Below are 19,154 nucleotides of genomic sequence, written 5' to 3'. Positions count from 1 at the left end.
TTATTTCACTGACCACTGAGACAGTGAACGTTTGAAATCAGAGTAGTCAAATTCATTCAGTTTTTGAATGTCACCATTCGAGCGTTCACAGTAGACCGACGGCATACGTAGACCGTTAAACCAGTTCAGTTTCACCATGGTGTAACCGGCACTATCTAGAATATGCAGACGCTGTCCTATCTCTAGAGGCTGTTCGAAGTTCGCCACGCAGAACTGGTCACCAGCCAAACAAGAGCACGAGCCGATCACATACTCATGTTCACCATTTTCAGATGCTTCAAGAATTGACGCTGGCTCATTGTAGATCAACGTATCTAAGCGGTGAGCTTCTGTGGCCGAATCGACAATCGCCGTCTTCTTTACGTTCTCTACAATATCAACCACTGTTACAACGAGATCAGTGGTCTTAGTAATTATCGCTTCACCCGGCTCTAAATACATTTGTACGCCGTGTTTCTCTGAGAACGCTTTAAGTGCTAACCCCAACTTCTCGATATCGTACCCCGGCCATGTGAAGAACACGCCGCCACCCATGCTTACCCAGTCCAGCTTATCTAGGTACTCGCCAAACTGAGCTGAAATAGCATCGAGTAAGCCGATAAACGCATCCACGTCTTTGTTCTCACAGTTCATGTGGAACATTACGCCATCAATACCATCAAAAATTTCCGGTTTGATGTGATCAGCCTGAACACCAAGACGAGAGAATTGACGCGCTGGGTTTGCTAAGTCTTGCCCTGCATAGCTCACACCTGGGTTTAGGCGCAAGCCAATCGATGCTTTGCCTTCGACAATATGACGATAAGCCGCTAGCTGTGACTGAGAGTTAAAGATCATCTTGTCACAGATGTCCGCCACATCGCGAACGTCATCTTCGCTGTAACCCACACTGTATGCGTGTGTCTCACCACCGAACGTTTCGTAGCCAAGCTTCACTTCAAACGGGCCAGAACTTGTTGTTCCGTCTAGGTAAGGCTTGATGATGTCGAATACACCCCATGTTGAGAAGCACTTCAGTGCTAATACAAGCTTCACACCAGAGATGTCTTTTAGCTGTTTTGCTTTCTCTAGGTTCTCAATCAGCTTGTCTTCATTGATCATGAAGTATGGCGTTTTTAGTTCGTTTTGTTGCATTTTGATACCTTACGTCCCTTCGCCTTAGCAAAGGCACTATAAAATCGAACAAAGCCGACGCAAGTGCATCGGCTTAAACTTACAAATAAGAGTCGCTAAATTCTTACTTCAATTTATGGATAACAGGTTGTCCTGGCTCCAGTTCTTGAACATGCCAATCTAGACCAATAGATGGCATGGTTTCTAGGAATGGGTCTGGATCTAGTTGTTCCATGTTGAACACGCCTTTGTCTGCCCACTTGCCACGGAAGAACTGCAAAGCCGCAGTGATCGCTGGTACGCCAGTGGTGTATGAGATAGCTTGGTGTTCAACATCTTCGTATGCGACTTCGTGATCAGCGTTGTTGTAAATAAATACACTGCGCTCTTTACCATCTTTCTTACCTTGAACCCAAGTACCGATACACGTTAGGCCAGTGTAGCCTGGTGCGAGTGATGTTGGATCTGGTAGTAGTGCTTTTAGCACGTGCAAAGGTTGAACAACCGTACCGTCGTGAAGCGTTAGTGGATCTGGGCTGAGTAGACCGATGTCGCGCATCACATTGAAGTAGTTTAGGTAACGGTCACCAAAGCCCATCCAGAATTCGATGCGTTTCGCCGGGATGAACTCTTGCATAGATCGAACTTCGTCGTGCGCCATTGAGTACACTTTGTGTGAACCACAATTCGGGAATTCAAACTCAAGCATACGTGAGTGACAAGGTACTTGTTTCCACTCGCCATTTTCCCAGTAGAACGAATCGCCTTGAATCTCAAGCATGTTCGTTTCTGGATCAAAGTTAGTTGCGAACTTCTTACCGTGGTCGCCTGCGTTTACATCCATTACGTCGATAGTATCGATTTCATCGAACAGATGTTTCACTGCGTATGCGGCAAACACCGATACTACGCCCGGATCGAAACCAGCACCAAGAATACCTGTAATGCCCGCTTCTTCAAACTTCTCACGGTAACCCCACTGCCAATCGTAAGCTTGAGGTACTTGTTGGCCTTCAGAGCACAAATCAACCGCAACAGATGTATCAAGGTATGACACTTTAGCTTGGTAACATGCTTCCATAATAGACATGTTCACCCAAGGAGGACCTGCGTTGATCACTAAGTCAGGTTGTACTTCTTTAATTAAAGCAACTAAAGAATCTACGTCGTCCGCGTTTACCGCTCGCGCTTCTAATTTCTTAGTTGAATCTTTCAGATTGTTTTTCTTCTGAATCGATTCGATGATTTTCTCACACTTACCTACGGTACGTGATGCGATTGTGATATCACCCAGAACGTCGTTGTTTTGTGCTGCTTTATGTGCAACTACCCAGCCAACGCCGCCTGCACCAATCTGTAGAATTGCCATAGTTTTCCGTTACCTTTGTTAAACTAGCTCTGCCGCTAGCGTATTGATTTTTGAGAGCAAAGATTCAAAGTCCGCCGTCGTCAGACACGGGTTCAAAATCGTAAATTTCAATGCAGTTTTATCGTCGACAATGGTTTCACCCAATACCGCAATACCGCGTGTTAACGCTTCTAAGCGCAACGTTTTGTTCAGTTCATCAAGATCCGCTGATTCATGTGTCGCTCGGAACAGAACCGTAGATAGTGATGGTTCAGCCAACAACTCAAAGTGTTTGTTATCTCGAATCATGTCTGCCACTTCAAGCGTCTGTTCAAGCAAATGATCATACATATCGCCTAGTGCTTTTGGCCCTACGCTTTGCATCGTCATAAACACTTTGAGCGCATCAAAACGCTTAGTTGTCGCAATAGACTTATCCACCAAGTTCGGTAGTTCGTCGTGTTCGCGGTTCAAGTAGTCTGCATGGTGAAGCAGGAATTTAAAGTTAGACTTGTCGTTTACCAATAGCGCACCACAACTGATGGTTTGGTAAAACAGCTTATGGAAGTCTACGCTGATGGAATGTGCACGCTCACAACCTTTCAGACGTGTTTTTTGGCTACTTAGAATCAGAGCTCCACCGTATGCACCGTCGACGTGCATCCACATGTCATGTTTCGCTGCCATATCGGCGATAAAGTCTAAGTCATCAATAGCACCGTGATCCGTTGTACCCGCTGTGCCAACAATGGCAAATGGGATTAAACCTTCTGCTTTGGCCTGATTGAGAACTTCGTCTAACTTAGTGACATCCATCGTTCCATCGGCATTAGCATCGACAGTCATGACCGCTTTTTCACCCAATCCCATCCAAGACGCTGATTTTTGAACCGTGAAGTGGGATTTTTTCGAACATACAATACGTAGCTTGTCTGCGTATTCAGGAAGGCCAAGCTTTTGAATTGAGTGTGCACTGAGTTTGTCAGCAATCCAATCTCGCGCAAGCATCAAACCCATTTGGTTACTTTGCGTGCCGCCGCTCGTGAAGATACCGTCCGCTTTTGCACCTAACTCATATTTATCGCATAACCAGTTCACAACTTTCTGTTCAACATAAGTCGCTGATGAAGCTTGATCCCATGAGTCCATAGACTGGTTCAAAGCCGCAATCATTGCCTCTGCCGCGATCGCTGGCATCAACGGTGGAGTATGTAGGTGAGCAATACAATCTGGATGTTGAGTAAAAATTGCGTTTTTCGCGACCAGCTCAGCAGCATCGTCGATAACGGATTTAAGAGGCGCATTTCCATTATCAAGATCAACGTCGTGAATCGCTGCTTCCAATGCTTTTGGATCCATACCTGAATACGGTGCAGTCACTTGTTCAAACACTGACTTCATTGCCGTAGTAGTGTGATTCATCACCGAAGCAAATTCATTGCTGCCCATCTCTCCAGTGTGGATGAAATGCTTCTTCCATTCATCTTGTGGCTGAGTTTCGATGTGACTACCGCCAGCGGCTAAAATCGCGTCTTCAAATACACGTAAAGCAAAGTCGATTTGCTCAAACGAGATGATAAGAGGAGGAAGGAAACGAATTACTGCGCCTTCGCGTCCACCTTTCTCAACGATCAAGCCACGCTCGAGTGCTGCGCGTTGAATAGAAAGTGTGAGTTCACTATCCGCTTGAGGTTCACCAAATTTATTGAGCTCACCGTCTGGATTTTTAATCTCCACGCCTAGCATCAAACCTTTGCCACGAACCTCTGCAATACAGTTCACACGCTTTTGAATACTTTCAAGGCCGTAGCGCAAGTACTGACCCGCAATATTGGCATGCTCAACAAGATTATCACGCTGGATAATTTCTAATGCTTTCGCACCAGAGACCATAGCTAGCTGGTTACCACGAAATGTACCTGTGTGCTCGCCCGGCTTCCATGTATCATGTTGCTTGTTGATAACCAATAGCGACATTGGTAAGCCACCACCAATTGCTTTTGATAAACACAGAATATCTGGAACAATGCCCGACTCTTCGAACGCGAAATTGTAGCCAGTTTTACCAACACCACACTGGATCTCATCGAAGATCAGTAAGATACCGTGTTCATCACAAATACGACGTAACTCTCGTAGCCAGAATGCTGGCGCAGGAACAACACCACCCTCACCTTGCACTGGCTCCACGATAATCGCGGCAGGCTTCATAATGCCTGACTCATCATCGTTTAAAAGACGATCGATATAGCGAATACTTGCTTTTGCACCTTCATCACCGCCAAGCCCAAAAGGACAACGCAGGTTGTATGGGAAAGGCATAAAGTGCACATCCGACATCAAACCAGTTCGACGAGCTTTGGTGCCTAAGTTACCCATCATCCCCATCGTACCATTAGTCATACCATGGTATGCGCCACGGAAGGCAAACATAGTGTTGCGACCGGTAGTCTGTTTCGCGAGCTTGATAGCAGCTTCAACCGCATCAGCTCCAGACGGGCCACAAAATTGGATAACGCTGTTCTCGCTTAACTCTTGAGGAAGAAAAGACTTAACAGATTGAATAAACGTCGTTTTTGCTGATGTTGCAATATCTAGCGTCTGATATGGCAGTCCTGAATCTAATTGCTCTTTCAGAGCTTGGTTTATTTCAGGATGGTTATACCCCAAAGCTAGAGTGCCTGCCCCCGCAAGGCAGTCTAGAAAGATCTGTCCACGCGTATCTTCAACCAAGCACCCAAAGGCTTGTTTAATTGCGATCGGCAAACGACGTGGATAAGAACGTACTTCAGATTCATGCTCAGCCTGATCAATCAATACTTGATCTGGCGTTAAGTCATACGTTCCCTCAACGATAGGAACCTGAGACGAAAAAATGTTTGCGATATTGCTATCGACTTCAAAGGCAGTGCTCATACTACATAATCCCTTGAATTATAATAATTCTGTATCCTGTATTAATAATCATTAGAATGAAATTACAGGAGGTGTGAATACCCCTCCGCATTTGTCAGTGCATAAATGACAAATACAGATCATCCGCCACGATACTCGCGACTTTATATGTAAAAGGGATTAATCAAGGTTCTGTAATGCACCCGTTTTGTAAAACAGGACATTTCGGCAGTATGAAGCTGATTAGTGTGTGTTTATTCAAAGGTTTCAATGTTGGGTTTCCCATTAATATGCCGCGTTTACAGCATTAGTATCCCGTCTATCGACAAAAGGCTTTGCCGATACCTACCCTACGCAGTGTCACAATCAGCTTGAATGGTCACTACGCGTATCCCCCAGAGATCAAACGTTGTTAATTACGCTCCGAGATTGCGCGCGAATTTATCACAAAATAAAATCTTCTGGCAACGATTTTTCATATTAGTAACAGTGATGTAAATCACAACAAAACATACCCCATTGCAACTCACATGTTCATATTCATGAGCTATGCTTTTCTGCTTCTCTCAAATAGCTGTTATTTAAACAAATATTCTTGAGATATCATCACCTCATCTAAACAGAGGTTTAAGGTTGTGCTGCTTAATCGTAAAACATTCCTTTCTATATCCGGAACATTTAAAAAGATAGCATTCTCGTCACAGCTTTGCCTGGAGTAAGAGTGGTTATTCACCACAAGTGATGGTTTAAACATAGACTAGTAGGAATAGCTAAGATGTTTTGCAATGGCAGAATGAACAATCACTTGAGTCAATGAGACAAAGGGTTCGCTACTTAACGAAGTCTGTGACAGAAAAGAAGTTTGAGATTTTCAAAAAATACGAAAAAGGCCTAACATTTTCATGTTAGGCCTTAAATCTGGAGCGACACACGAGGTTCGAACTCGTGACCTCAACCTTGGCAAGGTTGCGCTCTACCAACTGAGCTAGTGTCGCATTTAATATGAGATGGTGCCCCGGGCCGGACTTGAACCGGCACAACGCGAACGTCGAGGGATTTTAAATCCCTTGTGTCTACCAATTCCACCACCAGGGCACACAAATATTCTTTGTGATGCCTTTACAGAAAAGTAAAACACCATCTGATATCGCCAATGCCATATCAATAAAATTTGGAGCGACACACGAGGTTCGAACTCGTGACCTCAACCTTGGCAAGGTTGCGCTCTACCAACTGAGCTAGTGTCGCATTTTTCTCGAAAGCCATTCGCTCTCAAAAGAATAATGGAGGCGCCTCCCGGAGTCGAACCGAGGTCCACGGATTTGCAATCCGCTGCATAGCCACTCTGCCAAGGCGCCTCATTTGTGAATAAAGCTAAGCTTTCTCACAACCCTTTTGAGCCGTGCTCTCTTGGGTACGGGATGCATTCTACGGATTCGAGCGATCGAGTCAACACTATTTTTATTTTTTTAAATCGTTTGACTAGAATTTGTGCGAAAGACGATGGATTGCTTAGTTTTAATACTAAAAATCGCTTAAATACACTTGTTTATCATAAAACTTTGGCTACGCCTTACACTGCTGGCCGTGCGTTGCGTGCATTGAAGTATTAATAATCAGAAGACTCGCCTCTCTAAGACTCTCCAAGGACAAAAACAAGACTTAGATCACAAATAGAACTCTATCGAAGCAAAAGCCCCAGATACAAATTGCAAACATGGCCGTTAGCAAGCATTGAAAAGCGAGAGAAGCCAAAAAATGCTGTAGATTGTCTTAGATACAAAAAAGCAGGCTATTAAGCCTGCTTTCTAACATCAGAATTTAATGGTGCTCTTCATTCAACAGATCGTCTTTCGCAGCAGCCAAATATTGAATCATTGACCAATATGTCAAGAAAGTTGCCACATACAAGGCCGCAAAGCCTAGCCAAACCATCCATTCATCGTAACGCCATATCAACACCCATAAGGCGAACATTTGCGAAACAGTTTTTACTTTGCCAACCCAAGATACCGCAACACTCGCTCGCTTACCGATTTCAGCCATCCATTCTCGCAATGCTGAGATAATGATTTCTCGCGCAATCATCGTTACCGCAGGAATGGTCACCCAAATTGAATGATAATGTTCCGTGATTAGAATCAATGCCGTTGCCACTAGCACTTTATCAGCGACAGGATCAATAAACGCGCCAAAACGAGAAGTTTGGCCAAGTTTACGGGCCAACATGCCGTCAAGCCAGTCAGTAAAACCCGCTACCCAAAACACCATTGCTGCTGCAAACGGTGCCCATGAATAAGGTAGATAAAAGACAACCACAAAAACAGGGATTAGGAACAGTCTAAGAAGAGACAGAATGTTCGGGATATTCAAACGCATTTTATTATTCTCTTACACATTGCGGCTTAATGTTGCGCGATTTTCCTTATTGTTTCAATGCTTGGAAAATAATTTCTGCTAAAGAGTGACTTATTCCCGGTACTTTGGCGATTTCTTCGACACTTGCACGTTTAAGTTCTTGTAACCCACCCATGTACTTGAGTAACGCCTGACGTCGTTTAGGGCCGATTCCCTCAATCCCTTCGAGTGCACTCGTACGTCTGGTTTTACCTCGCTTAGCACGGTGCCCCGCTATAGCATGGTTGTGGCTTTCATCACGAATATGTTGAATAAGATGCAGCGCAGGAGCATCGCTTGGTAAATGAAACTCGTCCCCATCGACTGTAATCAGCGTTTCTAAACCTGGTTTGCGAGTAACGCCTTTTGCAATACCAATCATGATAGGACGCTTTGGCCAATCCCCCCAGTACTGCGAAATGATGTCATGCGCACGATTTAACTGGCCTTTACCACCATCGATAAAGATGATGTCGGGAATTTTCTCTACATCCAATTGCTTCGAATAACGGCGCTCCAACGCTTGTCCCATTGCTGCGTAATCATCACCACCGGTAATCCCAGTAATGTTGTAGCGACGATACTCTTGCTTTACGGGGCCTTCGTTGTTGAACACAACACATGACGCAATCGTGCTTTCCCCCATCGTATGGGAGATATCAAAACATTCCATTCGAGCTATAGACTCCAACTTCAATGTTTCGCGAAGCGCATGAAAACGCTGATTAATCGTCATCTTGTGATTGATTTTGGTGGTAATCGCCGTTAGTGCATTCGTGTTCGAAAGCTTGAGATACCTTGCTCGAGAGCCAGTTGGCGACGTATGAAAATGAACCTTACGGCCTGCCACTTCACTTAACGCTTTCTGTATTGGCGCAATATCTTCTGCCAACTCTTGATTCAAAATAATACGAGAAGGAATTGTACGTGCTTCGTTATGGCTCAAATAGTATTGAGTCAGAAAACTATCGAACACTTCCTGCTGGCTTGTATTTTGTGGGATTTTCGGAAAATGACTACGGCTACCAAGCACTTTGCCTTGACGTATCATCAGGATATGGATACACGCGATACCATTCTCCTGAGCAAACCCAAGTACATCCATATCATCCATGCTGTCTTCTGAGACGTACTGCTGCTCTTGAACACGCCTAATCGCTTGGATTTGATCGCGAAATTTAGCGGCATCTTCAAAGCGCAATTGCTGACTGGCAACTTCCATTTTCTCGATCAGTTGTTTGAGTACTTGCTGATCTTTGCCTTGCAAAAACATGCGCACAAAGCCAACCAACTCTGCATATTCTTCATCAGAAATGATGGTATTAACGCACGGTCCTGCACAACGACCAATTTGGTACATCAAACATGGGCGCGTTCGGTTGGAATAGACAGTGTCTTCACACTGGCGCACAGGAAATATCTTTTGCAGCAAATGCAATGTTTCTCTTACTGCACCAGAATCTGGGTAGGGGCCAAAATATTCACCTTTGCGCTTCTTGGCGCCACGGTGGATAGAAAGCCGTGGGTGCTTATGACCGCTAATAAAGATATAAGGGTAAGACTTATCATCTCGCAGCAACACATTGTATTTCGGCAAATACTGCTTGATGTAGTTATGCTCTAAGATCAGCGCTTCTGTCTCAGTGTGAGTCACCGTGACGTCTATTTTGGCGATATTACTGACAAGCGCGCGAGTTTTCTCACTGTCTACTTTTTTTCGAAAGTAGCTTGAAAGGCGCTTTTTAAGGTCTTTGGCTTTACCTACGTAGATTACAACAGCTTCGGCGTTGTACATTCTGTAAACGCCGGGCTGATGAGTTACTGTCTTGAGAAAGGAAGCCGAATCGAAGGGAGGATTCACGCTAAAGGGTCTCGGTGTCCAGCATTCCGTGGCGAATCGCTAAGTGAGTTAACTCAACGTCACCATTAATGTCCAATTTACTAAAGAGTCGGTAGCGATAGCTGTTGACTGTCTTTGGACTTAAATTAAGTTGCTCAGAAATATCCGTTACCTTTTGGCCTTTGGTGATCATAAGCATGATCTGCAATTCACGTTCGGATAAGTCTTTAAAAGGGTTCTCAGAGGCTGAAGAAAATTGACTCAATGCCATCTGCTGCGCAATCTCTGGTGAGATGTAACGCTGCCCACTATTAACTACACGAATCGCATTCACCATTTCGTCAGGGCCAGCACCTTTGGTTAAATAACCAGACGCACCTGCCTGCATCACCTTGGTTGGAAACGGGTTTTCTGTATGAACGGTAAGTACGATGATTTTCACATCAGGATTCACGCGAAGAATTTTTTTAGTGGCTTCCAAGCCACCAATTCCTGGCATGTTCATGTCCATTAAAACGACGTCAGCATGATTACTGCGACACCATTTTACTGCATCTTCACCGCTGTCAGCTTCTCCTGCTACGTTCATTCCACGGACGTCTTCAATAATACGTCGTATCCCTGTGCGAACCAGCTCGTGATCATCTACAAGGAAAACATTTATCAAACTTGTATCTCCACACTTTGTATTGGTTCTGCACCCACATAACCATTATTTGTTAAATGTGGATATCAGTATGACTGCCTATATACTAACGTAATCGACAAAAAATTGCTTTCTATGAATATGTGCTGAAACGCAAACTTTAGCAAGAACTTATTCATAAACCACTCTATTATTTTAGAGCGTGATGAGCAGAACCGAAATCTAAGAAAAGACAATTAACAACATTAAGTACAATAAATCAAGTAACTAGGTTTCATATTGCCCAGAGAAACACGCTATAACTTAAAATGACACTGTCCCTCTTGCACCAAAGACTAACTTGTAATCACTAATTCCAGCAAAAATTTGAGACGCTTTCTTTACTGGTTATTTTTACAGTTCTTAGTGTTAAACTAACGTTCTTCAAGTTTTCTAAGGTTTCTCACATTTGAATATCCAACAAGGCTTTCTGCTTACTCGACAGGCACGAGACATCAAAGGTCAAACTCAAATCGAGTTGTGGCTTTCGACAGAAGCAGGTCCTACTCAGTTACTTATTAATGGTGAGAAGCCAGTATTTTTCATCGCTCAGAAACACTCAGAGCAAGCAAAGACACTCGCACGAGAAAAAAACATATTCGTCGACATCCGCCTTTTGGATCTCAAAACGTTTGAACATACGCCTCTTGCTGCCTGCTATACCAATGTAACCAGAGACGCTCTCGCACTCAAAGACACATTCGCTCAAAAAGATATCACTACGTATGAAAGTGATATTCGCCTCGCCGATCGCTACCTAATGGAGCGTTTTATCAAAGGCAGTATCGAGTTTACAGGCAATGTGACTCGCACCAATGGCTACCAACGCGTCCAGAGCGCAAAATGCCGTTCGGGGCAATATGAGCCGAAGTTAAACGTTGTCTCGCTAGATCTAGAATGCTCTGAGAAAGGCATTCTTTACTCAATCGGATTAGACAGCGTCATGGATTCCCGCGTTATCATGATCGGAGAACCAGAACCTTCGGAGACACCGATACAATGGGTTAAGGATGAAAAAGCGCTTCTAGAAGCACTCATCGTTTGGTTTAAACAATTCGACCCCGATGTCATTGTCGGTTGGAACGTCATTGATTTTGACTTTCGTCTACTACACAAACGAGCAGAATGGCACAACATGAAGCTAATGCTTGGCAGAGCAGACCAAGCCAGCTTTTTTAGAAGTTCATCTCAAAGCCAACAAGGGTTTATCTCCATTCCCGGGCGAGTTGTGATGGATGGTATCGATACGTTAAAAACGGCGACTTATCACTTTCGGTCTTGGTCATTAGAGTCTGTATCTCAAGAACTCTTAGGGGAAGGGAAAGAAATCCACAACGTTCATGACCGCATGGATGAGATCAATCGTATGTACCGCTCCGACAAACCATCGCTGGCTAAATATAATTTACAAGACTGCGTGTTAGTGAATAAGATTTTCAATCACACTCACCTGCTCGACTTTGCAATAGAGCGCTCTCGTCTCACTGGTGTCGAACTGGATCGTGTCGGCGGTTCGGTTGCAGCATTCACAAACCTATACATGCCTCAGATACACCGAGCAGGCTACGTTGCTCCGAACCTACACCCTGAAAATTGGATTGCCAGCCCCGGCGGTTACGTGATGGACTCCATCCCTAACCTATATGATTCTGTTTTAGTATTGGATTTTAAGAGTCTATATCCATCGATTATTCGCTCTTTCTTGATTGATCCTATGGGTTTAGTTGAGGGGTTATTGCTCGATATTGGAAAAGAAGAAAATCAGGCTGTACCTGGCTTTCGCGGTGGGCAGTTCCATCGTACGAAACACTTTTTACCAGAAATGATTGAAAAGCTTTGGGCAGCACGTGATGTTGCAAAGAAGAACAATGAAAAAGCTTTTTCTCAGGCAATCAAAATCATCATGAACTCCTTTTATGGCGTACTGGGCTCATCGGGATGTCGTTTCTTTGATACTCGGTTAGCTTCTAGTATTACCATGCGCGGACATGAAATCATGAAGCAAACTAAGGTGCTGATTGAGGAGCAAGGATATCAAGTGATTTACGGCGATACGGATTCCACATTCGTGTCGTTGAATCGACCATACAGTCAAGTAGAAGCTGACGCTGTTGGAAATCAATTAGTTGATTACATCAACTCTTGGTGGCAAGAACACCTGCGTTCTGAGTACAACCTAACATCTATGTTGGAAATCGAGTATGAAACCCATTATCGCAGATTCCTTATGCCAACGATTCGTGGCGCAGAAACTGGCTCGAAAAAGCGCTATGCGGGTTTAATCGGTGAAGGAGAGCAAGAACGGATTGTATTTAAAGGGTTAGAAAGTGCCCGTACTGACTGGACCTCGTTAGCACAGAAATTTCAAAATACACTCTATAGCATGATTTTCCATGGTGAAGATCCAAGCGACTATGTCCGAGAGATGGTTGAGAAAACTAACAACGGTGAATTTGATGAACAGTTGGTGTATCAAAAGCGACTGCGCAGAAAACTGCATGAGTATCAGAAGAACGTCCCGCCACAAGTGCGTGCAGCTCGTTTAGCGGATGAGATAAATGCCAAGCTTGGCCGCCCATTACAGTATCAAAACAAAGGACGAATTGAATACATTATTACCGTGAACGGCCCTGAACCTTATGAGTACCTCAATAGCCCGATTGATTATCAACATTACATTGATAAACAACTCAAACCCGTTGCAGATGCGATTCTCCCTTTCATTGGGACGGATTTTGACAGGCTTTCAGCGCCACAAATGGGGTTGTTTTAGCCGATACGAAACTCTGTTTTCTGGTACTGTTTGACTAACCAATCACCAAACGCATCAATTAGCCCGATAACAGAACGCTTGGGAATACCCCGGCCAGAAAGTAAAATTTCTAGCCGCTCGATCTCAAGCTGCTTTTCAGGATGATAAGTTAAGAATACCTTGCCACATTGTATAGGGTCATCAAACCAACGTTTATCTCGATACATCACCAAAGAGTATGACGCTCTTAGTAACTTTTTAGCAATCACTCGCTGGGCGGCCACCTGCTCTTCTATCGTCTTCGCTTGTACGATTTTTTTGCGATACACCGTAATCCAATCTTCCACATCCATATTCCAGTGCTTAGCAATTTCCCAACTTGGGACGTAATCACCGAAGCAGTCTGCTAGATCATCACCATAAACACAGACACAGCAATGCTTAAGCATAAAGCCCCAAGTAAAAATACTATCTAAATTAGCCACTTCGCTCACTAAGGCTGTACGGACCGATACACCATTAACGTGAGGGTAACTCTGCTGCGCACGCCACTTAATTGTGTTGAGCAAAGTCGCGCGATTGTGCTCAAAGGATGATTGAGTAACGACAACCAAGTCTAAGTTCGACTTCCCAACGATCGCTGTTTTGCGAGCAACACTACCGTATACATAAACGCTGTGTAAGTTTTGCCCCAGTCCACCTTTGAGACAAGCGGTGACTTCCCTAATTAAAGGCGCAAACTCTGGTTGAAATGGTTGTTTAGGATCGATAACAGGCAGAGACATGACTTAAAACGTGTTCTCAGATGGTTCAAGAAGTTGGGCTATATGTTCTCTTAGCCGACTCACCGAATCAAGTCCATTCAGGTGTTTAGTCATGGGAGTAACAACAAATTTCTGCAATGAATTTTAATGCTAGGCGGCTAACTTAGCGCTATAATCACCGAGTTTTGCTTAATAAGTATGAATAGGAATATACAATGCCAAAGGCAAGTGAAATCAAAAAAGGCTTCGCAATCGAGTCTAATGGTAAAACTCTTCTAGTTAAAGACATCGAAGTAACGACTCCTGGCGGTCGTGGCGGCGCTAAAATCTACAAAATGCGTTGTACAGATCTAAACACGGGCGCACGTGTAGATGAGCGTTACAAGTCTGATGACGTTGTTGAAACGGTAGAAATGAACAAACGTGCAGTTGTGTACTCATACGCTGACGGCGATGAGCACATCTTCATGGATAACGAAGACTACTCACAATACACATTCAAGCACAATGAAGTTGAAGACGACATGCTGTTCATCAACGAAGATACACAAGGTATCCACATTATCCTTGTTAACGGTGCTGCAGTGGGTATTGAACTACCATCTTCTGTTGAGCTAGTGATTGAAGAAACTGACCCTTCAATCAAAGGTGCTTCTGCATCTGCTCGTACTAAACCAGCACGCTTCGCTTCAGGTCTTGTCATCCAGGTTCCTGAGTACATTGCAACTGGTGACCGAGTTATCATTAACACAGCTGAACGTAAATACATGAGCCGAGCATAAGCATGTCTGATTTGATTTCTTACGACGACGTCATCGACGCAGCGTACGACATTTTCCTTGAGATGGCTCCGGATAACCTAGAGCCTGCTGACGTGATTCTGTTTACTGCGCAATTTGAAGATCGTGGTGCCGCAGAACTTGTTGAAACCAGTGATGACTGGGTTGAACATGTTGGCTTCGAGATCGACAAAGAAGTATATGCAGAGGTTCGTATCGGCCTAGTAAATGAGGAAAATGACGTTCTTGATGACGTATTTGCTCGTATGCTAATCAGCCGAGACCCTGAACATAAGTTCTGCCATATGCTTTGGAAACGCGATTAACGTTTCTTCATCATGAACAAAAATACCAGCCTAGTGCTGGTATTTTTTTATCTGTTGTTTTTGTTTAGCTGAGATATTTGTTTATCCAAAGCACCCTGCTCTATATCGGCTTTAGATCCTTTTGTTATGTAACAGATAAGAAAAAGGCTTGCCGAATTGGCAAGCCTTTCTGATGTTTTGCTATCGATTAACGATGCTTGTTACGTGCGCCTTGGTCACCAGCAGCCTTCTTCGGCTTACGACGAGAAGGGTTGTTGCTGCGGCCTTTTGGCGTGTTAACACGCTCTTCATGGCGCTTAACTGCGCGACGAATTTTTTGGCTGCGTGCACGCTCACGTTTGCGTGACGTGTTGTCTTTGTTCAGATCAAGCATGGTTTCTTTCTCTGGACGAAGCTCTACAAGCTCACGCAAATAGTTTACTTCTTTCAGGTCAAGCTCCATCCAACCTCCACGAGGCAGTTTCTTGTCTAAGAAGATGTCGCCGTAACGAACACGTTTCAGACGGCTAACGGTACACTCTTGCGATTCCCATAGTCGACGAACTTCGCGGTTACGACCTTCGTTGATAACAACGTAAAACGTGTGGTTCATGCCTTCACCACCCGCGTAAACAACATCTTCAAAGCGAGCTAAACCGTCTTCCAGTTCAACACCTTTTACTAGATTACGAACTTTCTGTTCAGTTACTTCACCGAACACACGTACTAGGTATTCACGTTCAACTTGGCGGCTTGGGTGCATTAAGCGGTTCGCCAGTTCACCATCCGTTGTGAAAAGTAGAAGACCAGAAGTGTTCGCATCCAGACGACCAACTGAAATCCAACGAGAGCCACGAATTTTTGGCAGACGATCAAAAACAGTACGACGACCTTCTGGATCGTGACGAGTACACAGTTCACCCTCAGGTTTGTAGTACGCAAGTACACGACAAATCACTTCTTCTTGAATCTTTGCAGAGACAATGTGACCATCGATACGAACTACGCTGCTCTCGTCTTCAAGTCTTTCACCAAGCTTAGCGACTACACCGTTCACGCTAACGCGACCAGATTTAATTAACGATTCAATCTCACGACGAGAACCGTGACCAGCACGTGCTAATACTTTTTGTAACTTTTCGCTCATTTATCTACCTATGTGTCGTCTTCACAGACGTCTAGACCAGGATTGGTCTGTATTTTGCTATTTACCCATTTCAGTGGGATTTTTCGGTCGGACATTATACGTAACTTTCTTAGTTAATGTAAGCTAAATCGGCGCCATTCTCCACACCAAAATTCACTTCAAAAATGACCGAAATATTTGTCCTATTCTGCAACTTTTTTACTACTTAAAGCAGGCATTGCTCAACGAGAATCCCACTAATATCGGTCTTCCTGAACCACTTTAACCACGCGGTACCTGATAAAATTGTCAGGGTTACAACAATAACCACTTGGGGTGTGTTTACTGTTCGTATTGCTAGAAAGCAACGAAGAATAAGCCGTCCCTGTTTGCTGCTAAGTAATACCAATCACCGCAGACAATGAGCGCTCATAGCAAAGCACGGTCGTGGGTAACAAGACAAAAATTGTCTTTAAGTCATTAGTTCACATCAAAAATAACACTAATGCTATCGTGTACTCTGACTCTCTAGGTTCGCTCTGCACTCTCGGCGATTGGCATAAATCAGACAAAAAGGAATAGAACAATGTCTATGCTAAATCTCGACCTAAATTGGATTTTTGGGACATCTCAAGATGACGATATGACAGGCACAAAAGGCTCTGAAACAACCGATATTTTCTTCGGCTTCTGTGGTGATGATAAGTTTGTAGGATACGGAGGTAATGATATTGTCTTCGGTGGCTGGGGAGATGATACCTTGCTTGGTGGCCGAGGTAACGACTTTGTTTCTGGCGGCTTTGGAAACGATTTCCTATCCGGAGGATTAGGAAACGACAAACTCTTTGGTGGCTGTGGCGACGACACAATTTTTGATTATTCAGGCAACAACTACTTGAGTGGTGGCTGGGGTAACGACACCCTCGTTGTTGGTGATGGTGAATCAGTACTGAGCGGTGGCTGTGGAGACGACACCTTCGTGCTTACAAACCGCCTGGCTATTGGTGTACCTGATCAGCCAGTATCTTCCAACGATATTGATGTCAAAGCCGACATTGTCGATTTTAATATTTTCCATGACAAACTTGTCTTTGATATGGGCCGAGACACTGATAACGATGGCATTCGAGATACGTTCTTGGATTCAGCGGATGATCTGACTTTATCTTACAATGAGTGTGGCTGGGCAGTATTCTCAAGTGATGAATACAATGTTGAAGTGACACTAAACGGTGTGAGCTCTGCATACATCAACTATGCAGAACAAAATGGTATCGACATTTTCGATTTCGCTTAACCTCAATCAGTTAAGTTCAATGAGATATTCGATATGACAACTAAAATAGGAGGCGCGATGCCTCCTATTTTGTTTGACGATGATGTGCGTCTACTATTCGAATGGTGCAGGGTCACCAGATCCCAAACGAACTACAACAGGTTCACCTTCGCTAAAGTCAATTACAGTCGTAGGTTGTTCACCTAGGTAACCGCCATTAAGAATCACATCAACCGCATGTTCTAGTTTATCTCGAATATCCTCTGGATCAGATTCTGTTACGTCACTGCCAGGTAGAATCAACGACGTAGACATCATCGGCTCACCTAATGCTTCCAACAAGTCCAAGGCAATTTGATTGTCTGGAACACGGATACCGATGGTCTTACGTTTTGCATTCATCAAACGACGCGGCACCTCTTTTGTGCCTTTGAAGATGAAGGTGTAAGGACCTGGTGTGTTATTCTTCAGCAGTCGGAATGCAGAGTTATCCACTCGCGCATAGAGAGAAAGCTCCGACAAATCACGACACAGTAAAGTAAAGTTATGCTTATCATCCAGACGACGAATCTGACAGATTCGTTCCAGCGCCTGTTTGTTCTCCAACTGACAGCCAAGTGCATACCCTGAATCAGTAGGGTAAACCACAACGCCGCCGTTACGAATGATTGCTACTGCTTGATTAATCAAGCGAGCCTGTGGGTTTTCTGGGTGAACGTAAAAAAACTGGCTCATTGTAATTCCTCATTATCGAGCCTCTCGGCTCTATATTTCTATGGGTTCTCGACTTCGTATTACTGAGTATTATTCAACGAAGGATCTATTCCCCAATCTTTCCAAACTGGTTCGACGCCAGCAGGCAACCATAGGTTCCTTCCTAGCTCCATCCACGGTGATGGGTAGTGAAAATCACTGCCTTGAGAGGCTAATAGTTTGTATTGTATAGCATAATCAGCCAAGTTGCGCCTTTCTTGTTGTGCTTGCTGTGGCTGTGCAACTTCCATCGCATCACCACCTGCTTCGACAAACGCTGCTAGAAGACGCTTAATCCACTTCGCTGTCAACTTATATCTGCCAGGATGCGCTAATACCGCCATTCCACCAGCCGCATGGATAGCATCAACCGCATCCTTCATCGAACACCAATTCGGTGGTACATAACCTGGGTTATTACGCGTTAGGTATTTTTTAAACACCATTTGCATGGTTTTTGCGTAACCATTATCTACCAACCATTTCGCGAAATGCGCTCTTGTCACTGGAGCATCACCGGCGATTTGCCTTACCTCTTCAAGCACACCTACTCGAGTTGCTTTTTGTAGTCGCTCTGCAATTAACTCAGATCGTGTTATGCGATGCTGCTTCTGTTGTTCTATGAGGGCAGATAATTGTTCATTTTCCGGATCGATATTCAGGCCGACAATATGAATGTCTTTGTTTTGCCAGACGGTCGATATCTCAATGCCATTGATGATTTTTATCGGCAAATTATTATCTTGAACGTATTGCTTAGCTAACGCCAAACCGTCAACCGTATCGTGATCAGTGATCGCCAAAACCTCGATATCAAAACTCAGCGCCCTTTCCACTAAATCTTTAGGTTCTAACCGACCGTCCGATGCAGTGGTGTGACTATGTAAATCAATTCTCATATTTTTATCGTTTTAATGCCGTTTTGGGGTTGACTTTTTACTCTCGCACTAGTTAACTAGTACACAAATACAAAGTACGTAATTTAAGGTTCACCATGTTACAAGAATTTAACCAAAACCAAAAAGCGAAAGTTGCGGTTTGTCTTAATAAGGCAAACTCATCAGATCTTGCTTGGTGGCGCACTTGGACTAGTTCTTGGTGGGCAAACGTATACTTCTAGT

Annotated in this window: 15 protein-coding genes, 4 tRNA genes and 1 other annotated feature (1 of these 20 running past the window's edge); of the genes, 5 read left to right on the top strand and 14 right to left on the bottom strand. The window is 44.1% G+C overall.

Translation table 11 applies throughout. The annotated features are described in order from the left end of the window. The 10 genes from nspC to uvrY form a co-directional block, all read right to left on the bottom strand. The gene (gene nspC, locus R7F64_RS14965; RefSeq protein ID WP_005386789.1) at positions 1 to 1,134 is read right to left on the bottom strand and encodes a carboxynorspermidine decarboxylase; all 1,134 of its coding nucleotides are present in this window, start codon (positions 1,132 to 1,134) and stop codon (positions 1 to 3) included. A 103-nt stretch (positions 1,135 to 1,237) separates the two neighbouring features. Further along, positions 1,238 to 2,482, bottom strand: a complete 1,245-nt coding sequence (locus tag R7F64_RS14960; protein ID WP_012841628.1) for a carboxynorspermidine synthase — start codon at positions 2,480 to 2,482, stop codon at positions 1,238 to 1,240. An 18-nt stretch (positions 2,483 to 2,500) separates the two neighbouring features. Next, positions 2,501 to 5,377: a pyridoxal phosphate-dependent class III aminotransferase gene (locus R7F64_RS14955; RefSeq protein ID WP_047103278.1), complete on the bottom strand. Its 2,877-nt coding sequence runs from the start codon at positions 5,375 to 5,377 to the stop codon at positions 2,501 to 2,503. 898 nt (positions 5,378 to 6,275) lie between these two features. Next, a tRNA-Gly gene (locus tag R7F64_RS14950) sits at positions 6,276 to 6,351 on the bottom strand. 13 nt (positions 6,352 to 6,364) lie between these two features. After that, positions 6,365 to 6,451, bottom strand: a tRNA-Leu gene (locus R7F64_RS14945). A 77-nt stretch (positions 6,452 to 6,528) separates the two neighbouring features. After that, a tRNA-Gly gene (locus tag R7F64_RS14940) sits at positions 6,529 to 6,604 on the bottom strand. A 36-nt stretch (positions 6,605 to 6,640) separates the two neighbouring features. Then, positions 6,641 to 6,714, bottom strand: a tRNA-Cys gene (locus R7F64_RS14935). Between the two features lie 463 nt (positions 6,715 to 7,177). Next, the gene (pgsA, locus tag R7F64_RS14930; protein WP_005394805.1) at positions 7,178 to 7,735 is read right to left on the bottom strand and encodes a CDP-diacylglycerol--glycerol-3-phosphate 3-phosphatidyltransferase; all 558 of its coding nucleotides are present in this window, start codon (positions 7,733 to 7,735) and stop codon (positions 7,178 to 7,180) included. 46 nt (positions 7,736 to 7,781) lie between these two features. Beyond that, complete coding sequence (gene uvrC / locus R7F64_RS14925; protein ID WP_080773718.1) at positions 7,782 to 9,614, bottom strand: excinuclease ABC subunit UvrC; 1,833 nt, start codon at positions 9,612 to 9,614, stop codon at positions 7,782 to 7,784. A gap of 1 nt (position 9,615) precedes the next feature. Then, on the bottom strand, positions 9,616 to 10,260 hold the full coding sequence (uvrY, locus tag R7F64_RS14920; protein WP_075984088.1) for a UvrY/SirA/GacA family response regulator transcription factor: 645 nt from the start codon (positions 10,258 to 10,260) through the stop codon (positions 9,616 to 9,618). A 427-nt stretch (positions 10,261 to 10,687) separates the two neighbouring features. Here uvrY and R7F64_RS14915 point away from each other — a divergent pair, with 427 nt between their 5' ends. After that, a complete protein-coding gene (locus tag R7F64_RS14915) occupies positions 10,688 to 13,051 on the top strand; it encodes a DNA polymerase II (RefSeq protein WP_042522809.1) in 2,364 nt (787 codons plus the stop codon). On the opposite strand, the gene R7F64_RS14910 is transcribed toward R7F64_RS14915, so the two are convergent. Then, positions 13,048 to 13,815: an elongation factor P gene (locus R7F64_RS14910; protein ID WP_017635724.1), complete on the bottom strand. Its 768-nt coding sequence runs from the start codon at positions 13,813 to 13,815 to the stop codon at positions 13,048 to 13,050. The genes R7F64_RS14915 and R7F64_RS14910 overlap by 4 nt on opposite strands. A 194-nt stretch (positions 13,816 to 14,009) precedes the next feature. Between R7F64_RS14910 and yeiP the strand changes: the two genes are divergently transcribed. Together yeiP and R7F64_RS14900 are read left to right on the top strand one after the other, a co-directional pair. Beyond that, positions 14,010 to 14,576 (top strand): elongation factor P-like protein YeiP, encoded by a 567-nt coding sequence (gene yeiP / locus R7F64_RS14905; RefSeq protein ID WP_005376801.1) that lies wholly within the window; start codon positions 14,010 to 14,012, stop codon positions 14,574 to 14,576. Between the two features lie 2 nt (positions 14,577 to 14,578). Further along, positions 14,579 to 14,899, top strand: coding sequence for an HI1450 family dsDNA-mimic protein (locus R7F64_RS14900; RefSeq protein ID WP_074191537.1), 321 nt, complete (start codon positions 14,579 to 14,581; stop codon positions 14,897 to 14,899). A gap of 187 nt (positions 14,900 to 15,086) precedes the next feature. Here R7F64_RS14900 and rluB read toward each other — a convergent pair whose 3' ends face one another. After that, positions 15,087 to 16,025, bottom strand: a complete 939-nt coding sequence (gene rluB / locus R7F64_RS14895) for a 23S rRNA pseudouridine(2605) synthase RluB (RefSeq protein ID WP_054701249.1) — start codon at positions 16,023 to 16,025, stop codon at positions 15,087 to 15,089. Between the two features lie 565 nt (positions 16,026 to 16,590). On the opposite strand from rluB, the gene R7F64_RS14890 reads away from it, so the two are divergent. Continuing rightward, entirely contained in the window at positions 16,591 to 17,301 is a 711-nt protein-coding gene (locus R7F64_RS14890) for a calcium-binding protein (protein ID WP_005376796.1), read from the top strand. Between the two features lie 93 nt (positions 17,302 to 17,394). Here the strand turns inward: R7F64_RS14890 and R7F64_RS14885 are convergent, their stop codons facing one another. Then, complete coding sequence (locus R7F64_RS14885; RefSeq protein WP_005376791.1) at positions 17,395 to 18,015, bottom strand: L-threonylcarbamoyladenylate synthase; 621 nt, start codon at positions 18,013 to 18,015, stop codon at positions 17,395 to 17,397. 59 nt (positions 18,016 to 18,074) lie between these two features. After that, complete coding sequence (rnm, locus tag R7F64_RS14880) at positions 18,075 to 18,932, bottom strand: RNase RNM (protein ID WP_005386777.1); 858 nt, start codon at positions 18,930 to 18,932, stop codon at positions 18,075 to 18,077. Between the two features lie 95 nt (positions 18,933 to 19,027). Here rnm and R7F64_RS14875 point away from each other — a divergent pair, with 95 nt between their 5' ends. Then, positions 19,028 to 19,153: a trp operon leader peptide gene (locus R7F64_RS14875; protein ID WP_005376787.1), complete on the top strand. Its 126-nt coding sequence runs from the start codon at positions 19,028 to 19,030 to the stop codon at positions 19,151 to 19,153. Beyond that, positions 19,100 to 19,154 (top strand) — a sequence feature (Trp leader region) (it continues 49 nt past the right edge of the window). It overlaps the preceding gene by 54 nt.

Origin of the sequence: Vibrio sp. Vb1980, from assembly GCF_033338615.1 — a bacterium.
In the GTDB taxonomy this organism is placed as follows: Bacteria; Pseudomonadota; Gammaproteobacteria; order Enterobacterales; family Vibrionaceae; genus Vibrio; species Vibrio alginolyticus.
Note: the sequence above shows the minus strand (reverse complement) of the source record. Positions and strands in the feature narration are given on the sequence as shown.